This is a genomic window from Thermococcus pacificus (genome assembly GCF_002214485.1).
Classification (GTDB): domain Archaea; phylum Methanobacteriota_B; class Thermococci; order Thermococcales; family Thermococcaceae; genus Thermococcus; species Thermococcus pacificus.
Genome location: NZ_CP015102.1, coordinates 568844 through 585939 on the forward strand (window position 1 = coordinate 568844; position 17096 = coordinate 585939).

16 protein-coding genes and 2 tRNA genes are annotated in these 17096 nt (G+C 55.2%); 14 read left to right on the forward strand and 4 right to left on the reverse strand.

The window, feature by feature from the left end; genetic code table 11:
* Positions 1–29 precede the first annotated feature (29 nt).
* The 6 genes from A3L08_RS03145 (at position 30) to A3L08_RS03170 (ending at position 2308) form a co-directional block, all read left to right on the forward strand.
* A tRNA-Glu gene (locus A3L08_RS03145) sits at positions 30–107 on the forward strand.
* A gap of 13 nt (positions 108–120) precedes the next feature.
* Positions 121–198 (forward strand) — tRNA-Ile (locus A3L08_RS03150).
* Between the two features lie 638 nt (positions 199–836).
* Complete coding sequence (locus tag A3L08_RS03155; RefSeq protein ID WP_232461755.1) at positions 837–1115, forward strand: ribbon-helix-helix domain-containing protein; 279 nt, start codon at positions 837–839, stop codon at positions 1113–1115.
* Positions 1112–1552, forward strand: coding sequence for a putative toxin-antitoxin system toxin component, PIN family (locus A3L08_RS03160; protein ID WP_088853656.1), 441 nt, complete (start codon positions 1112–1114; stop codon positions 1550–1552). The genes A3L08_RS03155 and A3L08_RS03160 overlap by 4 nt, the downstream gene beginning before the upstream one ends.
* Before the next feature lie 283 nt (positions 1553–1835).
* A complete protein-coding gene (locus A3L08_RS03165) occupies positions 1836–2015 on the forward strand; it encodes a zinc finger domain-containing protein (protein ID WP_012572828.1) in 180 nt (59 codons plus the stop codon).
* 17 nt (positions 2016–2032) lie between these two features.
* The gene (locus A3L08_RS03170; RefSeq protein ID WP_088853657.1) at positions 2033–2308 is read left to right on the forward strand and encodes an elongation factor 1-beta; all 276 of its coding nucleotides are present in this window, start codon (positions 2033–2035) and stop codon (positions 2306–2308) included.
* A 224-nt stretch (positions 2309–2532) separates the two neighbouring features.
* Here A3L08_RS03170 and A3L08_RS03175 read toward each other — a convergent pair whose 3' ends face one another.
* The gene (locus tag A3L08_RS03175; protein ID WP_088853658.1) at positions 2533–3558 is read right to left on the reverse strand and encodes a tetratricopeptide repeat protein; all 1026 of its coding nucleotides are present in this window, start codon (positions 3556–3558) and stop codon (positions 2533–2535) included.
* Between the two features lie 171 nt (positions 3559–3729).
* Here A3L08_RS03175 and thsB point away from each other — a divergent pair, with 171 nt between their 5' ends.
* Entirely contained in the window at positions 3730–5367 is a 1638-nt protein-coding gene (thsB, locus tag A3L08_RS03180) for a thermosome subunit beta (protein WP_088853659.1), read from the forward strand.
* A 123-nt stretch (positions 5368–5490) separates the two neighbouring features.
* Positions 5491–6558, forward strand: a complete 1068-nt coding sequence (locus tag A3L08_RS03185) for a DUF1464 family protein (RefSeq protein ID WP_088853660.1) — start codon at positions 5491–5493, stop codon at positions 6556–6558.
* A gap of 4 nt (positions 6559–6562) precedes the next feature.
* On the opposite strand, the gene taw3 is transcribed toward A3L08_RS03185, so the two are convergent.
* From taw3 to A3L08_RS03200, 3 genes are all read right to left on the reverse strand, one after another.
* On the reverse strand, positions 6563–7150 hold the full coding sequence (taw3, locus tag A3L08_RS03190; protein WP_088853661.1) for a tRNA(Phe) 7-((3-amino-3-carboxypropyl)-4-demethylwyosine(37)-N(4))-methyltransferase Taw3: 588 nt from the start codon (positions 7148–7150) through the stop codon (positions 6563–6565).
* A 3-nt stretch (positions 7151–7153) separates the two neighbouring features.
* Positions 7154–9136: an IGHMBP2 family helicase gene (locus A3L08_RS03195; protein ID WP_088853662.1), complete on the reverse strand. Its 1983-nt coding sequence runs from the start codon at positions 9134–9136 to the stop codon at positions 7154–7156.
* Between the two features lie 135 nt (positions 9137–9271).
* Positions 9272–9601 (reverse strand): hypothetical protein, encoded by a 330-nt coding sequence (locus A3L08_RS03200; protein ID WP_198362132.1) that lies wholly within the window; start codon positions 9599–9601, stop codon positions 9272–9274.
* Positions 9602–9993: 392 nt separating this feature from the next.
* Here A3L08_RS03200 and guaB point away from each other — a divergent pair, with 392 nt between their 5' ends.
* The 6 genes from guaB to pdxS all read left to right on the forward strand — a co-directional run bounded on the left by guaB (position 9994) and on the right by pdxS (position 17062).
* Complete coding sequence (guaB, locus tag A3L08_RS03205) at positions 9994–11451, forward strand: IMP dehydrogenase (protein WP_088853663.1); 1458 nt, start codon at positions 9994–9996, stop codon at positions 11449–11451.
* Between the two features lie 43 nt (positions 11452–11494).
* Entirely contained in the window at positions 11495–12895 is a 1401-nt protein-coding gene (locus tag A3L08_RS03210) for an L-aspartate oxidase (protein WP_088853664.1), read from the forward strand.
* A gap of 50 nt (positions 12896–12945) precedes the next feature.
* Positions 12946–14133, forward strand: a complete 1188-nt coding sequence (locus A3L08_RS03215) for a TIGR00529 family membrane protein (protein WP_088853665.1) — start codon at positions 12946–12948, stop codon at positions 14131–14133.
* Positions 14134–14177: 44 nt separating this feature from the next.
* Complete coding sequence (nadA, locus tag A3L08_RS03220; RefSeq protein ID WP_088853666.1) at positions 14178–15086, forward strand: quinolinate synthase NadA; 909 nt, start codon at positions 14178–14180, stop codon at positions 15084–15086.
* 1 nt (position 15087) lies between these two features.
* Positions 15088–15921 carry a carboxylating nicotinate-nucleotide diphosphorylase gene (nadC, locus tag A3L08_RS03225; RefSeq protein ID WP_088853667.1) on the forward strand — a complete coding sequence of 278 codons (834 nt, stop codon included), beginning with the start codon at positions 15088–15090 and terminating at the stop codon, positions 15919–15921.
* Between the two features lie 133 nt (positions 15922–16054).
* Positions 16055–17062: a pyridoxal 5'-phosphate synthase lyase subunit PdxS gene (pdxS, locus tag A3L08_RS03230; RefSeq protein WP_088853668.1), complete on the forward strand. Its 1008-nt coding sequence runs from the start codon at positions 16055–16057 to the stop codon at positions 17060–17062.
* The last annotated feature ends 34 nt before the right edge of the window (positions 17063–17096 follow it).

Here is a 17096-nt window from a genome sequence, read left to right on the forward strand (position 1 = left end):
AACCCTCCTGATACCCTAATCTCGGACACGCCCCGGTGGTGTAGCCCGGTCAATCATGCGGGACTCTCGATCCCGCGACCCGGGTTCAAATCCCGGCCGGGGCACCAGAATCCTTCTCTTGGGCCCGTGGCTCAGCCTGGTCAGAGCGCCCGCCTGATAAGCGGGAGGTCCGGGGTTCGAAGCCCCGCGGGCCCACCATAAGAAACTTTGCGCAGGCAAAGTTTCATCAAAGTTTGTAGCTCTTCTTGAAGTGCCGCTCGTGAAGGTTTTCTACTTGGAATTAATTGTTTTGAAGGAGAACTCCGTTAGAGGCTCCGTTTAAGGGGGTTTACACTAAAAAGACGCCCTCCGGGCGTCGGAGGAAAGTAAAACCCTTGTGGTCAGGGCCCTATTAAAAAGAGTTCCCATTTAAAGGAAGCGTTTTAGAATTTAAAACTGCTTGAATTCACACTATTGAAAAGAGCTACGAACTTCCGGTCAAACTTTCCCAAAAGCTTCGGTATCGCTTTCACTCGTTCAAGCGTCCTTAAGGGATGGCGGAAAGAATGCACGCTAACCTCCACTAGATTTAGCTCTAGTCTGTTCAAGTCGACTAGAACACGGGAGTTTTGTTCTGTCTGGGTAGACTAAACGGTAGAAGCTTACCCTTACTATAATGCCCAGAATGGGAGGCTGACTTCGTCTTAAGTGGGGCGAAAATTGCCGTTGAAGCTGGGTGTTCGTGGGACTGGTGGAAGATGGGAAGTCATCTTTAAATACTATTGTATTCCATATGTAATCGGTGAGTGCCATGGCAGAGATGGTGGATTAACCCGTCTCCGTGAGGTTGCCGGGGTATGTTATCAAAGAAAATAGATGAACTGGTAAAAAAGAAGGAGTTCCGGAGCCGCTCAGACTTCATCAAGTTCGCCGTTACGCTGGCGCTTGGACAGATGATGATGGAAGATGCCAAGGAACTTTCCAGGAACCTAACTCCTCAGGAGATTCAGGCAGAGAGTGAAAAGGCCCGGAGAATGTTGACCGCCGGAGATTTTGAAGACGAGTGGCCCGAAGTCAAGGACGTCCTCGGGGAAGTTGATGAGGAGTACCGGAGACTCACGGGTGCCAGGAGATGAAGGTGGTCATGGATACCAACGTTGTCCTTGCGGCCATGATTAAGCCAAGCGGACTGGCGGCACTTCTCATCAAAGCCCTGGACGGGAATTTTCTCGTGAATTACACAAGCGAAGAAGCGCTCCATGAGCTCAGCTTAAAGATTGGCCTTTTGGCTGAGAAGGGGAGGCTCTTCAGTGAATGGAAGCGGATTCTGGCCAGGTATTTGAGGGGTTCCATAACAGTCTCACCCTCGAGGGAGTTTAACCTTTCCAGAGATCCCAACGATAACAAATGGCTGGAGATTGCCTACGAAGGAAAAGTTGAGTACATCTTAACTTGGGACGATGATCTGATAGCTTTGAGGGGCGAGAACAGGGTTGTGTGTTTGGAGGATCATACCCTTAAAATCCTCCCACCTCTTGAGTTCTATCACGAGGTTCTGAACCAAATCTGTTAGGCTAAAACCTTCGGGGGCGTGGGGGCGTTAGCCCCCCAATGTTTCAAATAAATCGGGGTGCAGGGGCGAAGCCCCTGCATTCCACCATATCAAGGAGCTGGTGTGATATCATGAATTCCAATCTAACTTGTCTGGAAAATTTTAATCGACATCCTGACTAAGACGGTCACGACTCGAAGAAAAATTACTAGCCCAGCAAAAACCTGCCCATGGAAAAGCTTATAAGCCAACTCCCTCAATGCCCACCAGTGATTAAAAACCACCTTTCTCGGAGGTGTTTGCAGTGGAAGCCAAGTTCGAGATACCGGTATGCACGTCATGCGGAAAGGAGATAACCCCGAGGGAGCACGCCACTCACTTCGTGTGCCCCAACTGCGGTGAGGAGATAATCTGGCGCTGCGAATCCTGCAGGGTCCTCAGCGTCCCCTACAAGTGCCCCAAGTGCGGCTGGGAGGGCCCGTGAACTAGGAGGTGAAAAGAATGAGCGACTTCAACCTTGTTGGTGTTATTAAGGTCATGCCGACCGACCCCAATGTGAACCTCGACGAGCTCGAGGAGAAGCTCAAAGCAGTTATCCCCGAGAAGTTCGGCCTCGCCAAGGTCGAGCGCGAGCCTATCGCTTTCGGCCTCGTCGCCCTCAAGTTCTATGTCCTTGGAAAGGACGAAGAGGGTTACTCCTACGACGAGGTTGCCGAACTCTTCGAGAAGGTTGAGAACGTCGAGAGCGCCCAGGTCGAGACCGTTTCGAGGATCTGAATCCTCGGCTTTCTTCTATTCTACTGCTTTTCTTGTTCCAGAACAGCAAACCTGCTGCGGCGTTGACCATGAGCGACAGGGATATGTAGAGGGAGTTCCGGTACGGCGAGTCCTTTACGTGCTCCAGAATCCTCTGAAAGGGTTCACGGCTCATCCTCATCTGCCACGCCGCAGAAAAATGAAGAAAGCGGATTAAAAACATATCGGGAAATCGGGAAAGGAGCTCAAAGCCCCAAACTCAGGCCCAGCTTGGGCCTTTTCCACTCGTCGAGTATGGCCTTCAGTTCCTCGTTTTCAACCTTTGAGTAAAGCTCGTCGAAGCGCTTCGTTGCATCCTCGTCGCCGGCCTTCCAGCGTGCCAGTTCGGCTATGGCCTTGAAGAAGTAAGCCGTGTCGTCCTCAAAGAGCTCGGCAAAGGCGTCCATGTTCTTTGCCACCGCCTCGTAGGCGCCCTCGTTGAAGAGGCCCTCGATGAAGTCCACGAGCGTGTCGAAGACAACCCCAAACACATCATCGCTGACGTTTATTGCCTTAAGCAAAGCCTCGCGCAGGGCTTTGAAGGCCTTGTCATAATCCTCCCTGCCGGCCCAGATTTCTGCCTCGACGAGCTTCGCGTTTACCTCTATCTCATCGTCCCTCGGGTTTCTAAGGACTTCCTTTATGAGGGTCTCGGCAGTATCGTAGTTACCGAGCTCGTAGTGGAAGTGGGCCAAATCGAGGAGGCTTATCATGAGGTTCTTCTCGTCGTTGAGCTTCTCGAATATCTCCCTCGCGCGCTCCATCAGCTCTATTGCCTTCTCGGTTTCCCCAAGCTCGTCGTAGTTGACCGCGAGGTTCGCCAAGGTCAGGGCAATCTCCTTCTCGTTCTTCAGAACCTCTTCCTCGTGTTTCAAAAGCTTCTCATAGACCTCGATTGCCTTCTCCGGCTTTCCAAAGTGCTCGTATGCATCCGCCAGGTAGTAGAGGGCCGTCGCGTACTCCTCGGGGTCGTCTTTCTTAAGCTCGACGAGTCTCTTATAGAGCTCTATTCCACCCTCAACGTCGTCGAGGTGAGCGTAGACGTGGCCAATCTCATGGGCAAGGTCGTAGGGGTCTTCACACTCCAAGGCAACGCTCTTGAGCCGCTCCAGCTCTCTTCTGAGGGTTTCTTCATCATCGATGGTATCAACGTAATCGTCAAACAGCTCGAGGAGCTTCTCGCAGTCCTTGTTTTTCAGGGCATTCTCCCACTCGGCTTTTACATCAGTCATCTTCAACCACCGGCCTTCGGTTGGAAGGAGGAGTTAAAAATGTATCCTTCTTCATCCTTGAGTCTACCGAAAAATTTATAAATAGCCCAAAAGAATGATAACACAGAAAACACAAATTGTAACTAAAACTCATCCACCCCTAAAAAAAGAAATGGGAGGGGGTGAGGGGAGATGGCCCAGCTCGCAGGTCAGCCGGTTGTTATTCTGCCCGAGGGAACCCAGAGGTATGTCGGAAGGGACGCCCAGAGGCTCAACATCCTCGCTGCCAGGATCGTTGCCGAGACGGTGAGGACCACCCTCGGCCCGAAGGGCATGGACAAGATGCTCGTCGACAGCCTCGGTGACATAGTCATCACCAACGACGGTGCGACCATCCTCGACGAGATGGACATCCAGCACCCGGCCGCTAAGATGATGGTTGAGGTTGCGAAGACCCAGGACAAGGAGGCCGGTGATGGAACTACCACCGCCGTCGTTATCGCTGGTGAGCTTCTCAGGAAGGCTGAGGAGCTCCTCGACCAGAACATCCACCCGAGCATAATCATCAAGGGTTACGCCCTCGCTGCTGAGAAGGCCCAGGAGATACTTGAAAGCATCGCCAAGGACGTTGACGTCGAGGACGTTGAGACCCTCAAGAAGGCTGCAATCACTTCAATCACCGGTAAGGCCGCCGAGGAGGAGAGGGAGTACCTCGCTGAGATCGCCGTCGAGGCCGTCAAGCAGGTCGCCGAGAAGGTCGGCGACGGCTACAAGGTTGACCTCGACAACATCAAGTTCGAGAAGAAGGAGGGCGGAGCGGTCAGCGACACCCAGCTCATCAAGGGTGTTGTCATTGACAAGGAGGTCGTCCACCCAGGTATGCCGAGGCGCGTTGAGGGTGCCAAGATTGCCCTCATCAACGAGGCCCTTGAGGTCAAGGAGACCGAGACCGACGCCGAGATCAGGATCACCAGCCCGGAGCAGCTCCAGGCCTTCCTCGAGCAGGAAGAGAAGATGCTCCGCGAGATGGTCGACAAGATCAAGGAGGTCGGCGCTAACGTCGTCTTCGTCCAGAAGGGAATTGACGACCTCGCCCAGCACTACCTGGCCAAGTACGGCATAATGGCAGTCAGGAGAGTCAAGAAGAGCGACATGGAGAAGCTGGCTAAAGCCACCGGCGCCAAGATCGTCACCAACGTCCGCGACCTCACTCCAGAGGACCTCGGTGAGGCCGAGCTCGTCGAGCAGAGGAAGGTCGCCGGCGAGAACATGATCTTCGTTGAGGGCTGCAAGAACCCGAAGGCCGTCACCATACTCATCCGCGGTGGAACCGAGCACGTCGTTGACGAGGTCGAGAGGGCCCTCGAGGACGCCGTCAAGGTCGTCAAGGACATCGTCGAGGACGGCAAGATACTCGCCGCCGGTGGTGCTCCAGAGATCGAGCTGGCCATCAGGCTTGACGAGTATGCCAAAGAGGTCGGTGGCAAGGAGCAGCTCGCCATCGAGGCCTTCGCCGAGGCCCTGAAGGTAATCCCGAGGACCCTCGCTGAGAACGCCGGTCTCGACCCGATCGAGACCCTCGTTAAGGTCATCGCCGCCCACAAGGAGAAGGGCCCGACCATCGGTGTCGACGTCTTCGAGGGCGAGCCGGCTGACATGATGGAGCGCGGCGTCATCGCTCCGCTCCGCGTTCCGAAGCAGGCCATCAAGAGCGCCAGCGAGGCGGCAATAATGATCCTCAGGATCGACGACGTCATTGCCGCCAGCAAGCTCGATAAGGACAAGGGCGGCGAGGGCGGAGGCAACGACTTCGGTGGCGACCTCGACTGAAGACTTTAGCCCTTAATTCTTTCTCCTTTAGCTCATTCTCTTCTCGCAGTATCTCCTCTCGCCTTAATTCTTCACCCGACAACTTTTATATCCCGTCCATCCTCACTCCTCCCGGTGGGCAAAATGAGGGTTATAGGTGTTGATCCGGGCACGAAGAGCTTCGACGTCATAGGCCTCGAAGACGGGAAGATAAAGCTTGACTTGAGTTTTCCGAGTGAAGTGGTGGCTGAGGAACCAGGGAAAATCGTGAAGGCGATAGAGGAGTTCAACGCGGACCTCATAATCGGCCCCTCGGGCTATGGAGTTCCCCTAAAGCACATAAGCGAGCTGACTGAAAGAGACCGATTCGAGATGACCTTGGTGAGAGAGGACGAGCTGAAGGAGATACCCGTCCTCATCGGCCTCCAGAAGATGGTATCGGAGATGGCCGAGAAGGGAATGAACGTCTGGTTCATACCTGGCGTCATCCACCTTCCAACTGTCCCCGAGTGGAGGAAGTACAACAAGATCGACATGGGAACCGCTGACAAGATGGCCATAACCGTTCTCGGGATCTACGACCAGGCAAAGAGGCTCGGAATCGAGTATAAAGATGTCTCCTTCGTCCTCCTGGAGGTCGGCTTCGGATACAACTACGCCGGAGCGGTTAAGGGCGGGAAGATAGTAGATGGAATAGGCGGAACTATTTTCCCGGGCCCGGCATACGTGAACAGCGGCGCCCTCGATGGCGAGGTTGCTTACCTTCTAAGAGAAATCAAGAAGTGGCACCTGTTCTGGGGCGGTGCAACTGTTATAGCGGCCAATGAAATCCTCCCGCCCGAGGAGTTCGCCAGGAGGCTCGACGAAGAACCCTTCGCCAGGGCCTGGGAGGCCATGAAGGACGGCTTCCTAAAAGCCGTTGCGAGTGAACTGGCCGTTGTGAGGGAAGCAAAGGAGATAATCCTATCCGGAAGGCTCATGCGCATAGACGAGCTCAGGGAGGACGTTGAGGACCTCTTTGAGGAGCACTTTGGTCTTCCAATGGTGAGGCAGAGGGGCCTTGAGGGCATGGCAAAGGAGGCCGCCCAGGGGAGCGCGATAATAGCGGACGGCCTTGCCGGCGGGGAGTTTAAGGAACTCGTCGAGCACGTCGAGATAAAGAAGAGCCGCGGTAGCGTTCTCGACTACGTTAAGTTCCCGCTGGAGGTTTAATCCCTCAGAGCTTTTCTATTTCCTCCTCAAACCTCTTCAGCTTCCCCTTGAAGCGCCTCAACTGGGCATTAGCGAGGTTCACAATTCTCTTAATGTATTCCTCGCTCACCCAGGGCTCTCCGTTCTCTCCCAAAGGGACGTCCATCCTCTCGGTAGAGCGTATCTCAACGAGGAGCTTCTTGTGGCTCACGCTCTTGATGTTGCTGTACTTGAAGCCGAGGCCTATCGCGAGGTTGAGAAGCTTTACCGCGTCTTCCATGGTTCTAGCCGCGACATGGAGGATGGGACTCCTCACAAGAAACCACAGCTGACCGGAGCGGTGCTTTCTGATGGCCTCAAGAACTTCCTCAACCGTTACTTCTCTGTGCCACTTGCCGAGCCAGACCGAGTTCACCTTGTCGCCGAAGTGGGGCATCTCCATGACCGAAATCCTTCCGGAGCAGGAGCTTGTGGTGAAGTAGTTATCGAGGGCGTTGATCTTCTCAAGGAGGGGGATTATATCATGATCTACTTTATCCTCAGCCAGAGCTTTCCTGAGGCCTTCCATAGCCATTGCCTTCTGCTCTTCGAAGTTTTTCTCGTAGAGGAACATCCCTCACACCCCCAACTCATTAGCCCCAATCACTGTTTCCCTCTCCCTCACGAACTCAAACAACCGCCTGTAAGTTGGGTGGGCGCTTAAAGTCGAGGAGTCGCCTATCAGGATCAGCTTCCTCTTCGCCCTCGTCAGCGAGACGTTCAAGCGCCTCAGGTCCTTTAGGAAGCCTATCTCACCCCTCTCGTTTGAGCGGACGAAGGAGAGAACAATGACCTCCTTCTCCCTTCCCTGGTAGCCGTCCACGGTCTTTACTTCGATTTCCTCTGGCAGGAGCGAGCTTATTAAATCCCTCTGGTCGTCGTAGGGAGTGATAACGCCGATCCACTCCGGTTTAACACCAATCCGAAGGAGTTTCTCGACGGTTTCTTTAACCAGCTTCGCCTCAAGGGGGTTCTCCCTACTGTCGCTCCCGCGCCTCTGCCTCTCGAAGCGGTCGTCTCTCTTTGAGGTGTCGATGAAAACCAGCACGTTCCGGGGTTCCAGCACCTCATCCCAGGAGTTACCGAACGCGGGGCTTTTAACCCCGAGGTCTGCTAGGGTTATGCACCTGACGCTCTCGTCGGCGATAATCCTCCCGTCGTAGAACTCCCTGCTTGGGAACTCCATGAGGCGTTCGTTCATCCTGTACTGGACGGTGAGCATGGCGCTCTTGTTTGGATGGCGCTCGATAAGGCCCTCGAAGAGCGTTTTGCTCAGCTCTTTAGCTTTCTCGCTCAGTATCGTCGGCGGAAGCTGTTTGTGGTCTCCGGCAAGGACAAAGCGCTTAGCACGGTTTATGGGTATCAGGACGCTGGGTATCGTTGCCTGCGTCGCCTCATCTATAACCGCGACGTCGTATTCGGCGTAGTTCACGACGTCGAGGCCCGCTGAAGAATTCGTGGTCAGCACGACGTCGGCGTTCTCTATTATCTCACGGGCTATCCTCTCTTCGAGTTTTCTTGCGTCGTCGAAGGCCTTCTGGGCGAGTTTGTTCAGCTTTATCCAGTTGGCCATCTCGCGGATGAGCTTCGCAGGGACGCCCCGGGTTCCCCTCCTTCTCCGCGAAAGGGCCAGGATTTCTAGGTCGGTCAGCCCCCTCCGGTACTTCGGCAGGGGCTTCGTGTAGGTGTCCCTCTTCTCCGCCAGGGCCTGACCCGTGAGCCAGAGCTCCCTCAGCTCGCCATAGAGTTCGTGCTGGGTTATCAGGTAGGCGAGGGTCGTTTCGTGGAGATTTTTTGACACCCTGCTCGGGTGCCCCACGCGGACGACCTTAATGCCAGAGCCGGCGAGCCTCTCGACAAGGTTGTCAACTGCAACGTTGCTCTCCGCAGTTGCGAGAACCCTGTTGCCCCTCTCGACCTCCTGCCTTATCAGCTCGACAAGGGTTCTCGTCTTCCCGGTGCCGAATGGCCCGTGGATCAGGAAGAAGTCTGGGCTACTGAGGGCCCTCGACACAGCTTCTTTCTGGCTGGCGTTCAAACTCCTGTCAAAGGGACTGAAGCTTACCGGTTCGCCCGCCTCTGGTTCTCTCAGGCCCAGATAAAGCTCCAGCGCTTTTCTACCGCTATCCCTCAGGTTGTCCAGGTTCTCAATCCAGCGCTTGAACGTTATGTCGTTGGCGTAAAGGTCAACTCTAACGCCCTTGAGCGCCCACTCCGGAACGGTTTCGAGGGCAACCGTGATGAAGCGCTTCCCCTTCTCGACGACCGTCCCAACCAAGTCGCTCTTCAGGGGGTCGCGTTTGCTGATTACAACCAGGTCACCAACGCTTATCTCGGTCTTAATCTCCCTATCGCGACCGTATCTCACCAGAAAATAGCCGAGCTCCTCACCGACGATTTTGCCGTTTAAGCCTAAAATCGCCCTCCCGACCTTCTCCCTCTCGCGCCCGGAGAGGCGCTTCATCTCTAACCTCATCGCCTCTATCTCGGCCTTCCGCTCGAGCTCGACGAGTTCTTTTAAGCGGGATACGAACTTCATAAGGGTTTCGTTTTCACTCATTTTTCCTCCCGGTGAGCGGGAAGAAAAGGTGCTTAAAAGGTTGAGGGTGGTCAGACCATGCGAGTGTCCTCACCGTTCGGACGAAACTTCCCTCATCATCCCTGGAAGAATAGGGAAAGGGGGTTAAAAAGGTAGCTAATACAGGAGAGCCAGCAACTCCCTATGGAACGACTTTAAGGCCTTCCAGTGGGCTTCACTGATTTCCCCGCTCCACGAGACACGCCTGTAAAAGTGCTCAAGCTCGTCGAGCAGGTACTCCATGTACTCCCTGCGCTGCTTCTCCAACGAAACGCCGTTCTCAAGGAGCTTGCCCCTCAGAAACGGCATCACTTCCGACGACCGACCGAGGGCCGCCCAGAAAAGACCTTCCTTCAGGATTTCATACAGCAACTCGTCAAAACCAAAGCTCTCAACGCTCTCAGCGGAGGGTTTGGCCCTCCCCCCTTGGAATCCTTGATACTGCATCCATTGGAACCACCGTCTTTAGAATGCACATCTCCTATATCAGTTTTTTGTAATTTCTTCTGTACATATGACAAAAATGTGGAAAAATTCGGAAGATTCTTGAACAATCTACCCAAATCGAGTCTATTTTCGTCACGCAGCCAAGGCCAGGACAGCAATGACGGCCAGTATTGGGGCCGCGTATGAGAGGATTATCGCGAGCTTCCTCATGGTATCACCGTGCACGGAGGTATACATTTGTTTAAAAGCTTTACGTTTGTAAAAGGCCTGAAAATCAAGCCCCGGGTTCGTTATCCTGTCTGGCTTTTTACTCAGGGTTCGAGACCCGCCGTGGAAACCCTTAAAAACCCTTAACAGGCCCAAGTTAAAAAGGACGCGGGGGTCCGCAGAAAATGGGGAGGTTTGAACACAAACTTGTTAATGCAATTAAGGGCTACACTTTCGACGACGTTCTTCTGATACCGCAGGCGACCGAGGTCGAGCCGAAGGACGTGGACGTTTCCACCCAGATAACGCCAAACGTAAGGCTTAAGGTACCGATTCTCAGCGCCGCCATGGACACCGTTACCGAGTGGGAGATGGCCGTCGCGATGGCCCGCGAGGGTGGCCTTGGTGTTATCCACCGAAACATGAGCATCGAGGAGCAGGTTGAGCAGGTAAAAAAAGTAAAGCGAGCCGAGCGCTTCATAGTGGAGGACGTCATATCTATTTCCCCAGAGGAGACCGTTGACTATGCCCTGTTCCTGATGGAGAAGAACGATATAGACGGCCTGCCAGTAGTTGAGGACGGGAGGGTTGTAGGGGTTATAAGCAAGAAGGACATAGCGGTAAAGCAGGGCAAACTCGTGAAGGAAGTTATGACGAGCGAGCCAATAACAGTTCTCGAGAGCGTGACCGCTGAGGAGGCCCTCAACCTCATGTTCGAGCACAGGATAGACAGGCTCCCCGTAGTTGACGAGAACGGCAAACTCGTGGGAATAATCACGATGAGCGACCTGGCGAAGCGCAGAAAGTACAAGAACGCCGTTAGAGATGAGAACGGGGACCTGCTGGTGGCAGCGGCAGTCGGTCCCTTCGACCTTGAGAGGGCAAAGGCCCTCGATAAGGCCGGAGCCGACGTCATAGTCGTTGACACGGCCCACGCCCACAACCTCAAGGCGATTAAAGCCATGAAGGAGATAAGGAAGGCGGTTGATGCAGATTTAATCGTCGGAAACATAGCCAATCCAAAGGCGGTTGACGACCTCACCTTTGCGGATGCTGTAAAGGTCGGAATCGGCCCCGGAAGCATCTGTACGACGAGGGTTGTGGCCGGCGTTGGCGTCCCCCAGCTCACAGCGGTGGCACTCGTCGCCGACAGGGCACAAGAATACGGGCTTTACGTCATAGCAGACGGCGGAATAAGGTACTCGGGCGACATAGTCAAGGCCATAGCGGCCGGAGCTGATGCTGTCATGCTCGGCTCTCTCCTGGCAGGAACAAAGGAGGCGCCTGGAAAAGAGGTCGTCATCAACGGCAGGCGCTACAAGCAGTACCGCGGGATGGGTTCGCTCGGGGCAATGATGAAGGGCGGAGCGGAGCGCTACTACCAGAAGGGCCACATGAAGACGCGCAAGTTTGTCCCCGAGGGCGTTGAGGGTGTAGTGCCCTACAAGGGAAGCGTGAGCGACGTCCTCTACCAGCTCGTCGGCGGCCTTCGCTCGGGGATGGGCTACGTCGGCGCCGCTAACATCGGGGAGCTCAAGGAGAGGGGCGAGTTCGTGATAATCACGAACGCCGGCGTCAAGGAGAGCCACCCGCACGACATCCTCATAACCAACGAGGCGCCGAATTACCCGGTCGGGAAATGAAAAAGCGTTTAAGCTCTCCCTCCTCTTTTCTCCCGGTGGTGAGATGACATCCGTTGGGATTATCGGAGATGGCGCGGCGGGTTTGACCGCCGCTGTGGCACTCGCGAGGCGCGGGTTCGATGTCACGGTCATCGGGAGGGGCTTCAAGAACACCAACTCCTACCTCGCCCAGGCTGGAATAGCGCTGCCGATCCTCGACGGTGATTCACTCAGGGCGCATTTCATAGATACAGTCAGGGCCGGCAAGTACCTCAACGACGAAGAGGTTGTCTGGAACGTCTTGGGTAAGGCAACTGAGGTCTACGACTTCCTCTCGTCAATAGGCCTTGAGTTCGAGACCAATGAGACCGAGGGAGGTCACTCCTTCCACAGGGTTTTCACGATAAGGAACGAGACCGGAAAGCACATGGCAAAGCTGCTTTTCATGGCCGCCAGGGAAGCCGGGGTCAACTTCGTCGAGGGCTTTGCAGAAGAGCTGGCAGTTAGAGAGGGAAGGACGTACGGTGTTTTTCTCGACGGGGAGATTCTGAAGTTCGACGCCACTGTCATAGCCACCGGCGGCTTCGCCGGACTCTTCAAATACACTGCCGGCTCGCCACTGGCTATAGGCCTTCTCATAGGCGATGGGGTGATGAAAGGGGCCCCCGCCAGAGACCTGGAATTCGTTCAGTTTCATCCGACGGGCTATCTCGGGAAGGACGGGGTTAAGCTCATCAGCGAGGCCGTCCGCGGTGCCGGGGCAAAGCTCGTGACTGAAGACGGGGAGCGGTTCGTCAACGAGCTCTCCACGAGGGACATCGTGGCGAGGGCGATATACATGCAGATGCAGAACGGAAAGCGGGTCTACCTCGATACCCGCTCGATAGAGGACTTCAAGAAGCGCTTCCCCCAGATATACGCCTTCCTCAGAAAGGACGGCATAGACCCTTCGAAGGACCTCATCCCCGTAGCTCCCATAGCACACTACACGATAGGAGGCATAGCGGTCGACCTCTGGTATCGCACGAACGTTAAGGGACTCTACGCGATTGGGGAGGCAGCAAGCAATGGCTTCCACGGGGCGAACAGGCTGGCCAGCAACTCGCTCCTCGAGTGCATAGTTTCAGGCTTAGAGGTGGCCAGGATGATAGTGAGGGAAAAACCCAGGCTCGGGGAGGTTCCGGAGGTTCCTTACACCTTCGACTCCCTCGGGGATATAAACTCCCTTAGGGAACTCCTATGGGAGCACGTTGGAATCGTAAGAACTGCCGAGGGGTTGAAAGCAGGCCTTGAGAAGCTGGAGGGGATAGAGGCCGACGAAAGATTGAAGCTCCTCGCCAGAGGCGTCCTTGAGTGCGCCTTAGCCAGGGAGGAGAGCAGGGGTGCGCACTACCGCGAGGACTTCCTGGTTATGCGGAAGGAATTCGAGAGGCCAAGCTTCTTCGATGGTGGCTGCCGCCTCTGAGCCCAAAGGTTTAAATCTCCATCGAACCATTACAACACCCGGTGAAACGAGTGGAGGTTCTTTACCTAGTGCTCTCCTTCGCGGTCGTCATAGCTCTCATCTGGCTCAAGATCAACATAGGGCTGTCGATATTCGCCGGCTCGCTGGTTCTGGCCTTCCTCTTTGGCATGAGCCCGCCGGAGATAGCCGTCGCCCTCTACCGCTCGGCGACCTCCTGGGAGACCCTTAGGTTAGTCCTCATAATAGCTTCGATAATGGGGATGACATCGGTCGTCTCTCAGATAGGCTACCTCAAGGACATGGAGAGGGCGGCGTCCGAACTGTTCCCGAAGGCCAAGTATTCCCTCGCCATGCTCCCAGCGCTAATAGGCCTGATGCCCATGCCTGCAGGAGCCCTCGTCTCGGCCCCGATGATAGAGCCTGTGGCAGGGAGGTTCGAGATGGACCCATCTGACAAAACGCTCGTGAACTACTGGTTCCGGCACGTGTGGGAACACTCGTGGCCCATGTACCAGGCTATAGTCATAGCTTCCGCCATAGTTGGTCTCTCCATAAGGGAGATAAGCACCAAGATGTTCCCGCTCACGGTTCTTATGGCCCTCATCGGCTACCTCATTTTCATCCGCCCACTCCCGGATGAGGGAAGCGGTAGTGGGAACCGTTGGGCGGGCTTCTGGCTCCTCCTGAAGAGCACCTACCCTATACTGGTCATAATCCTAATCTCCATCGTTCTGGGAATTGACATGGTCTACGGTGCGCTCCTCGGCTTTCTCTCCGCCCTCCTCCCGAACATTAAGCGGGTGAACGTGAGGGAGGTCGCCACCCATGCCCTGCAGCCCAAGATAGTCTTCCTCCTTATCTCAATCATGTACTTCAAATACATCCTGGAGGCGACGGGGGCCGTGGAGGCCCTGCCGAAGGCCATGCTGGCCATGAACCTCCCCGTGATCCTCATACTAATGTTGACTCCCTTCATCGTCGGCCTAATGACAGGGATAAGCTTCGCCTACGTCGGAATGACGTTCCCCTTACTCCTGCCCTTCTTCAAGAGCTTTGACGCCATTGCCCTCGCCTACCTGAGCGGCTACATGGGTATGCTCTTTAGCCCGGTTCACCTCTGCCTCGTATTCTCGGCGGAGTACTATGGGGCGGAACTCAGGCGGGTCTACCTGAAGCTCCTTGCTCCCGCCGCGGCCCTCTTCGTCCTCGGGCTCACCTACATATTTTTCGTGCTTTGAACAAGCTTTTATACCCCCAGCATAGCGTATCACAGGTGAGAGACATGGACGTGGACGGGCTGATCGATGAAATTATCAGGCTTAAGGAGGAGCGCAACGCCATAATCATGGCCCACAACTATCAGCTGCCGGAGATACAGGACATAGCGGACTTCCTGGGGGACAGCCTCGAGCTCGCGAGGAAAGCGGTGAACGTTGATGCAGAAGTCATAGTTTTCGCGGGCGTTGACTTCATGGCCGAGACGGCTAAAATCCTCAATCCAGAAAAGACTGTCCTTCTCCCGACGAGGAGGGCCACGTGCGCGATGGCCAACATGCTCAAACCAGAGCACATAATCGAGGCGAAGAAGAGATATCCCGACGCCCCAGTTGTTCTTTACGTCAACAGCTCGGCCGAGTGCAAGGCCCTCGCGGACGTTACGGTAACCTCAGCCAACGCCGCCAAAATCGTCGGAAAGCTCGACTCGGACGTGGTTATCTTCGGCCCCGACAACAACCTCGCCCACTACGTGGCGAAGAGGACGGGCAAGACCATAATACCCATCCCCGAGGGCGGCCACTGCTACGTCCACAGGAGGTTCACCCTCGAGGACGTCGAGCGCGCGAGGAAGCTATATCCCAACGCCAAGTTGATGGTTCACCCGGAGTGCAACCCGGAGGTGCAGGAGGCGGCTGATCTCATCGTCTCAACCGGCGGGATGATAAGGCGCGCCCCGGAGTGGAACGAGTGGGTTGTTTTCACGGAGAGGGAGATGGTCTACAGGTTGAGCAAGCTCTATCCGGACATCAAGTTCCACCCTGCGAGAGAAGACGCCACCTGCATCGGGATGAAGGCGATAACGCTGAACCACATCTACGAGTCGCTCCGCGATATGAAGTACGAGGTTGAGGTGCCCAAAGAGATAGCGGAGAAGGCGAGGAAGGCAATAGAGAGAATGCTGGAGATGAGCTGATATGGTCCCGCTCGACTATCTCCTCAGGTTCATTGAGGAGGATGCACCTTTCGGCGACGTCACGAGTGAGGCAGTCATCCCGGAGGGAACAAAAGCGAAGGCCGTTATCATAGCAAAGCAGGAAGGGGTTATAGCGGGCGTTGAGGAAGCTAAAGCCCTATTCGAGCACTTCGGCGTTAAGGTGGAGGTCAGGAAGCGCGACGGAGAAGAAGTGGGAAAAGGAGACGTCATCCTCAACCTTGAGGGAGACGCGAGGGCGATTCTCCTCGTCGAGAGAACCGCATTAAACGTCATGGGCAGGATGAGCGGCATCGCAACGGAGGTCAGAAGGCTCGTCGAGAGGGTTAGAGCCGTCAATCCAAAGGTCAGAATAGCGGGGACCAGAAAGACCCTCCTAAAGCCGATAGACAAGAGAGCGCTCCTCATCGGCGGCGGCGAGCCTCACCGCTTCTCGCTGAGCGACGCGATACTCATAAAGGACAACCACCTTGCCTTAGTTCCGCTTGAGGAAGCGATAAGGCGCGCGAAGGAGTTCAGCGTTTACAAGGTCGTCGAGGTTGAGGTTGAGAGCCTTGAGGACGCGGTTGAGGCCGCTAAAGCTGGAGCAGACGTTGTGATGCTCGACAACATGACGCCGGAGGAGATAGGGGAGGCAATAGAGGCTTTAAAGAGGGAAGGCCTCAGAGATAGGATCAAAATCGAGGTCTCCGGGGGAATAACGCCCGAAAATATAGCTGAATACGCGAAGCTCGACATCGACGTCATAAGCCTCGGCTACCTCACCCATTCCGTCAGAAACTTTGACGTCAGCCTCGAAATTATTGGGAGGGCCTAATCAAAGCCCTTTTTGTCTTCCTCTTCATTTTTCGAGGCTTTTTCTGAAACTTACGGGAACTTTCACGGCAACCTTTATATTCAAGTTTTTCCTTGATATGAATTGCAAGTCAAAACTTGAAAAGGTGGTTGAGATGGGGAAGCTTGATATTATCGAGGCAAAGGGCACTGAGAGACTCAAGAGGGGATTCGCAAAGATGGTAAAGGGCGGCGTTATAATGGACGTCACCAACGCTGAACAGGCGAGAATAGCTGAAGAGGCCGGGGCCGTTTCAGTTATGGCCCTCCACCGCGTTCCGGCAGACATCAGGAAGGCTGGTGGAGTCGCCAGAATGGCACCGATAGAGAAGATCCAGGAAATAATGGATGCGGTGACGATCCCGGTGATGGCCAAGGTCAGGATAGGCCACGTCGCCGAGGCGAGGATCCTTGAGGCCCTGGGAGTAGACATGATCGACGAGAGCGAGGTTCTCACTCCATCAGACCCGTACTTCCACATTGACAAGCGCGAGTTCAAGGTCCCGTTCGTCTGCGGCAACAGGAACCTCGGTGAGGCCGTCAGGAGGATATGGGAAGGCGCGGCCATGATGAGGACGAAGGGCGAAGCGGGAACCGGAAACATCGTCGAGGCGGTCAGGCACGTCCGCCTTCTCAAGGACAACATCGCCCTAATCCAGCGCATGACCGACGAGCAGGTCTATGGCGTTGCTGAGAAGTTTGCCGAACCTTACCTCAGGCTCGCCTTTGAGGTCAGAGAGATAAGCGGCCTCCCGAGGCAGGTTCTTGAGAACGAGCCAGTTTACGGCCACTACACCTACCGCGAGATCGTTGAGGGCCTCTACAAGATCCTTCTGGAGATCAAAAAGCTCGGAAGACTACCAGTAGTCAACTTCGCGGCTGGAGGAGTTGCCACACCCGCTGATGCTGCCCTGATGATGCAGATGGGCATGGACGGTGTCTTCGTTGGCTCTGGAATCTTCAAGAGCTCCAACCCAGGGAAGATGGCGAGGGCGATAGTCGAGGCCGTAAACCACTGGGACGAGCCCGACGTCCTCGTGGAGATAAGCAAGGAAATTGGAGAGCCAATGCGCGGACAGGACATTGAGGAGCTTGAAGTCAGGCTCGAGGAGAGGGGCGTCTGAGCCTCTTTTCTTAGTCAATTTATTGGAGCGTGGT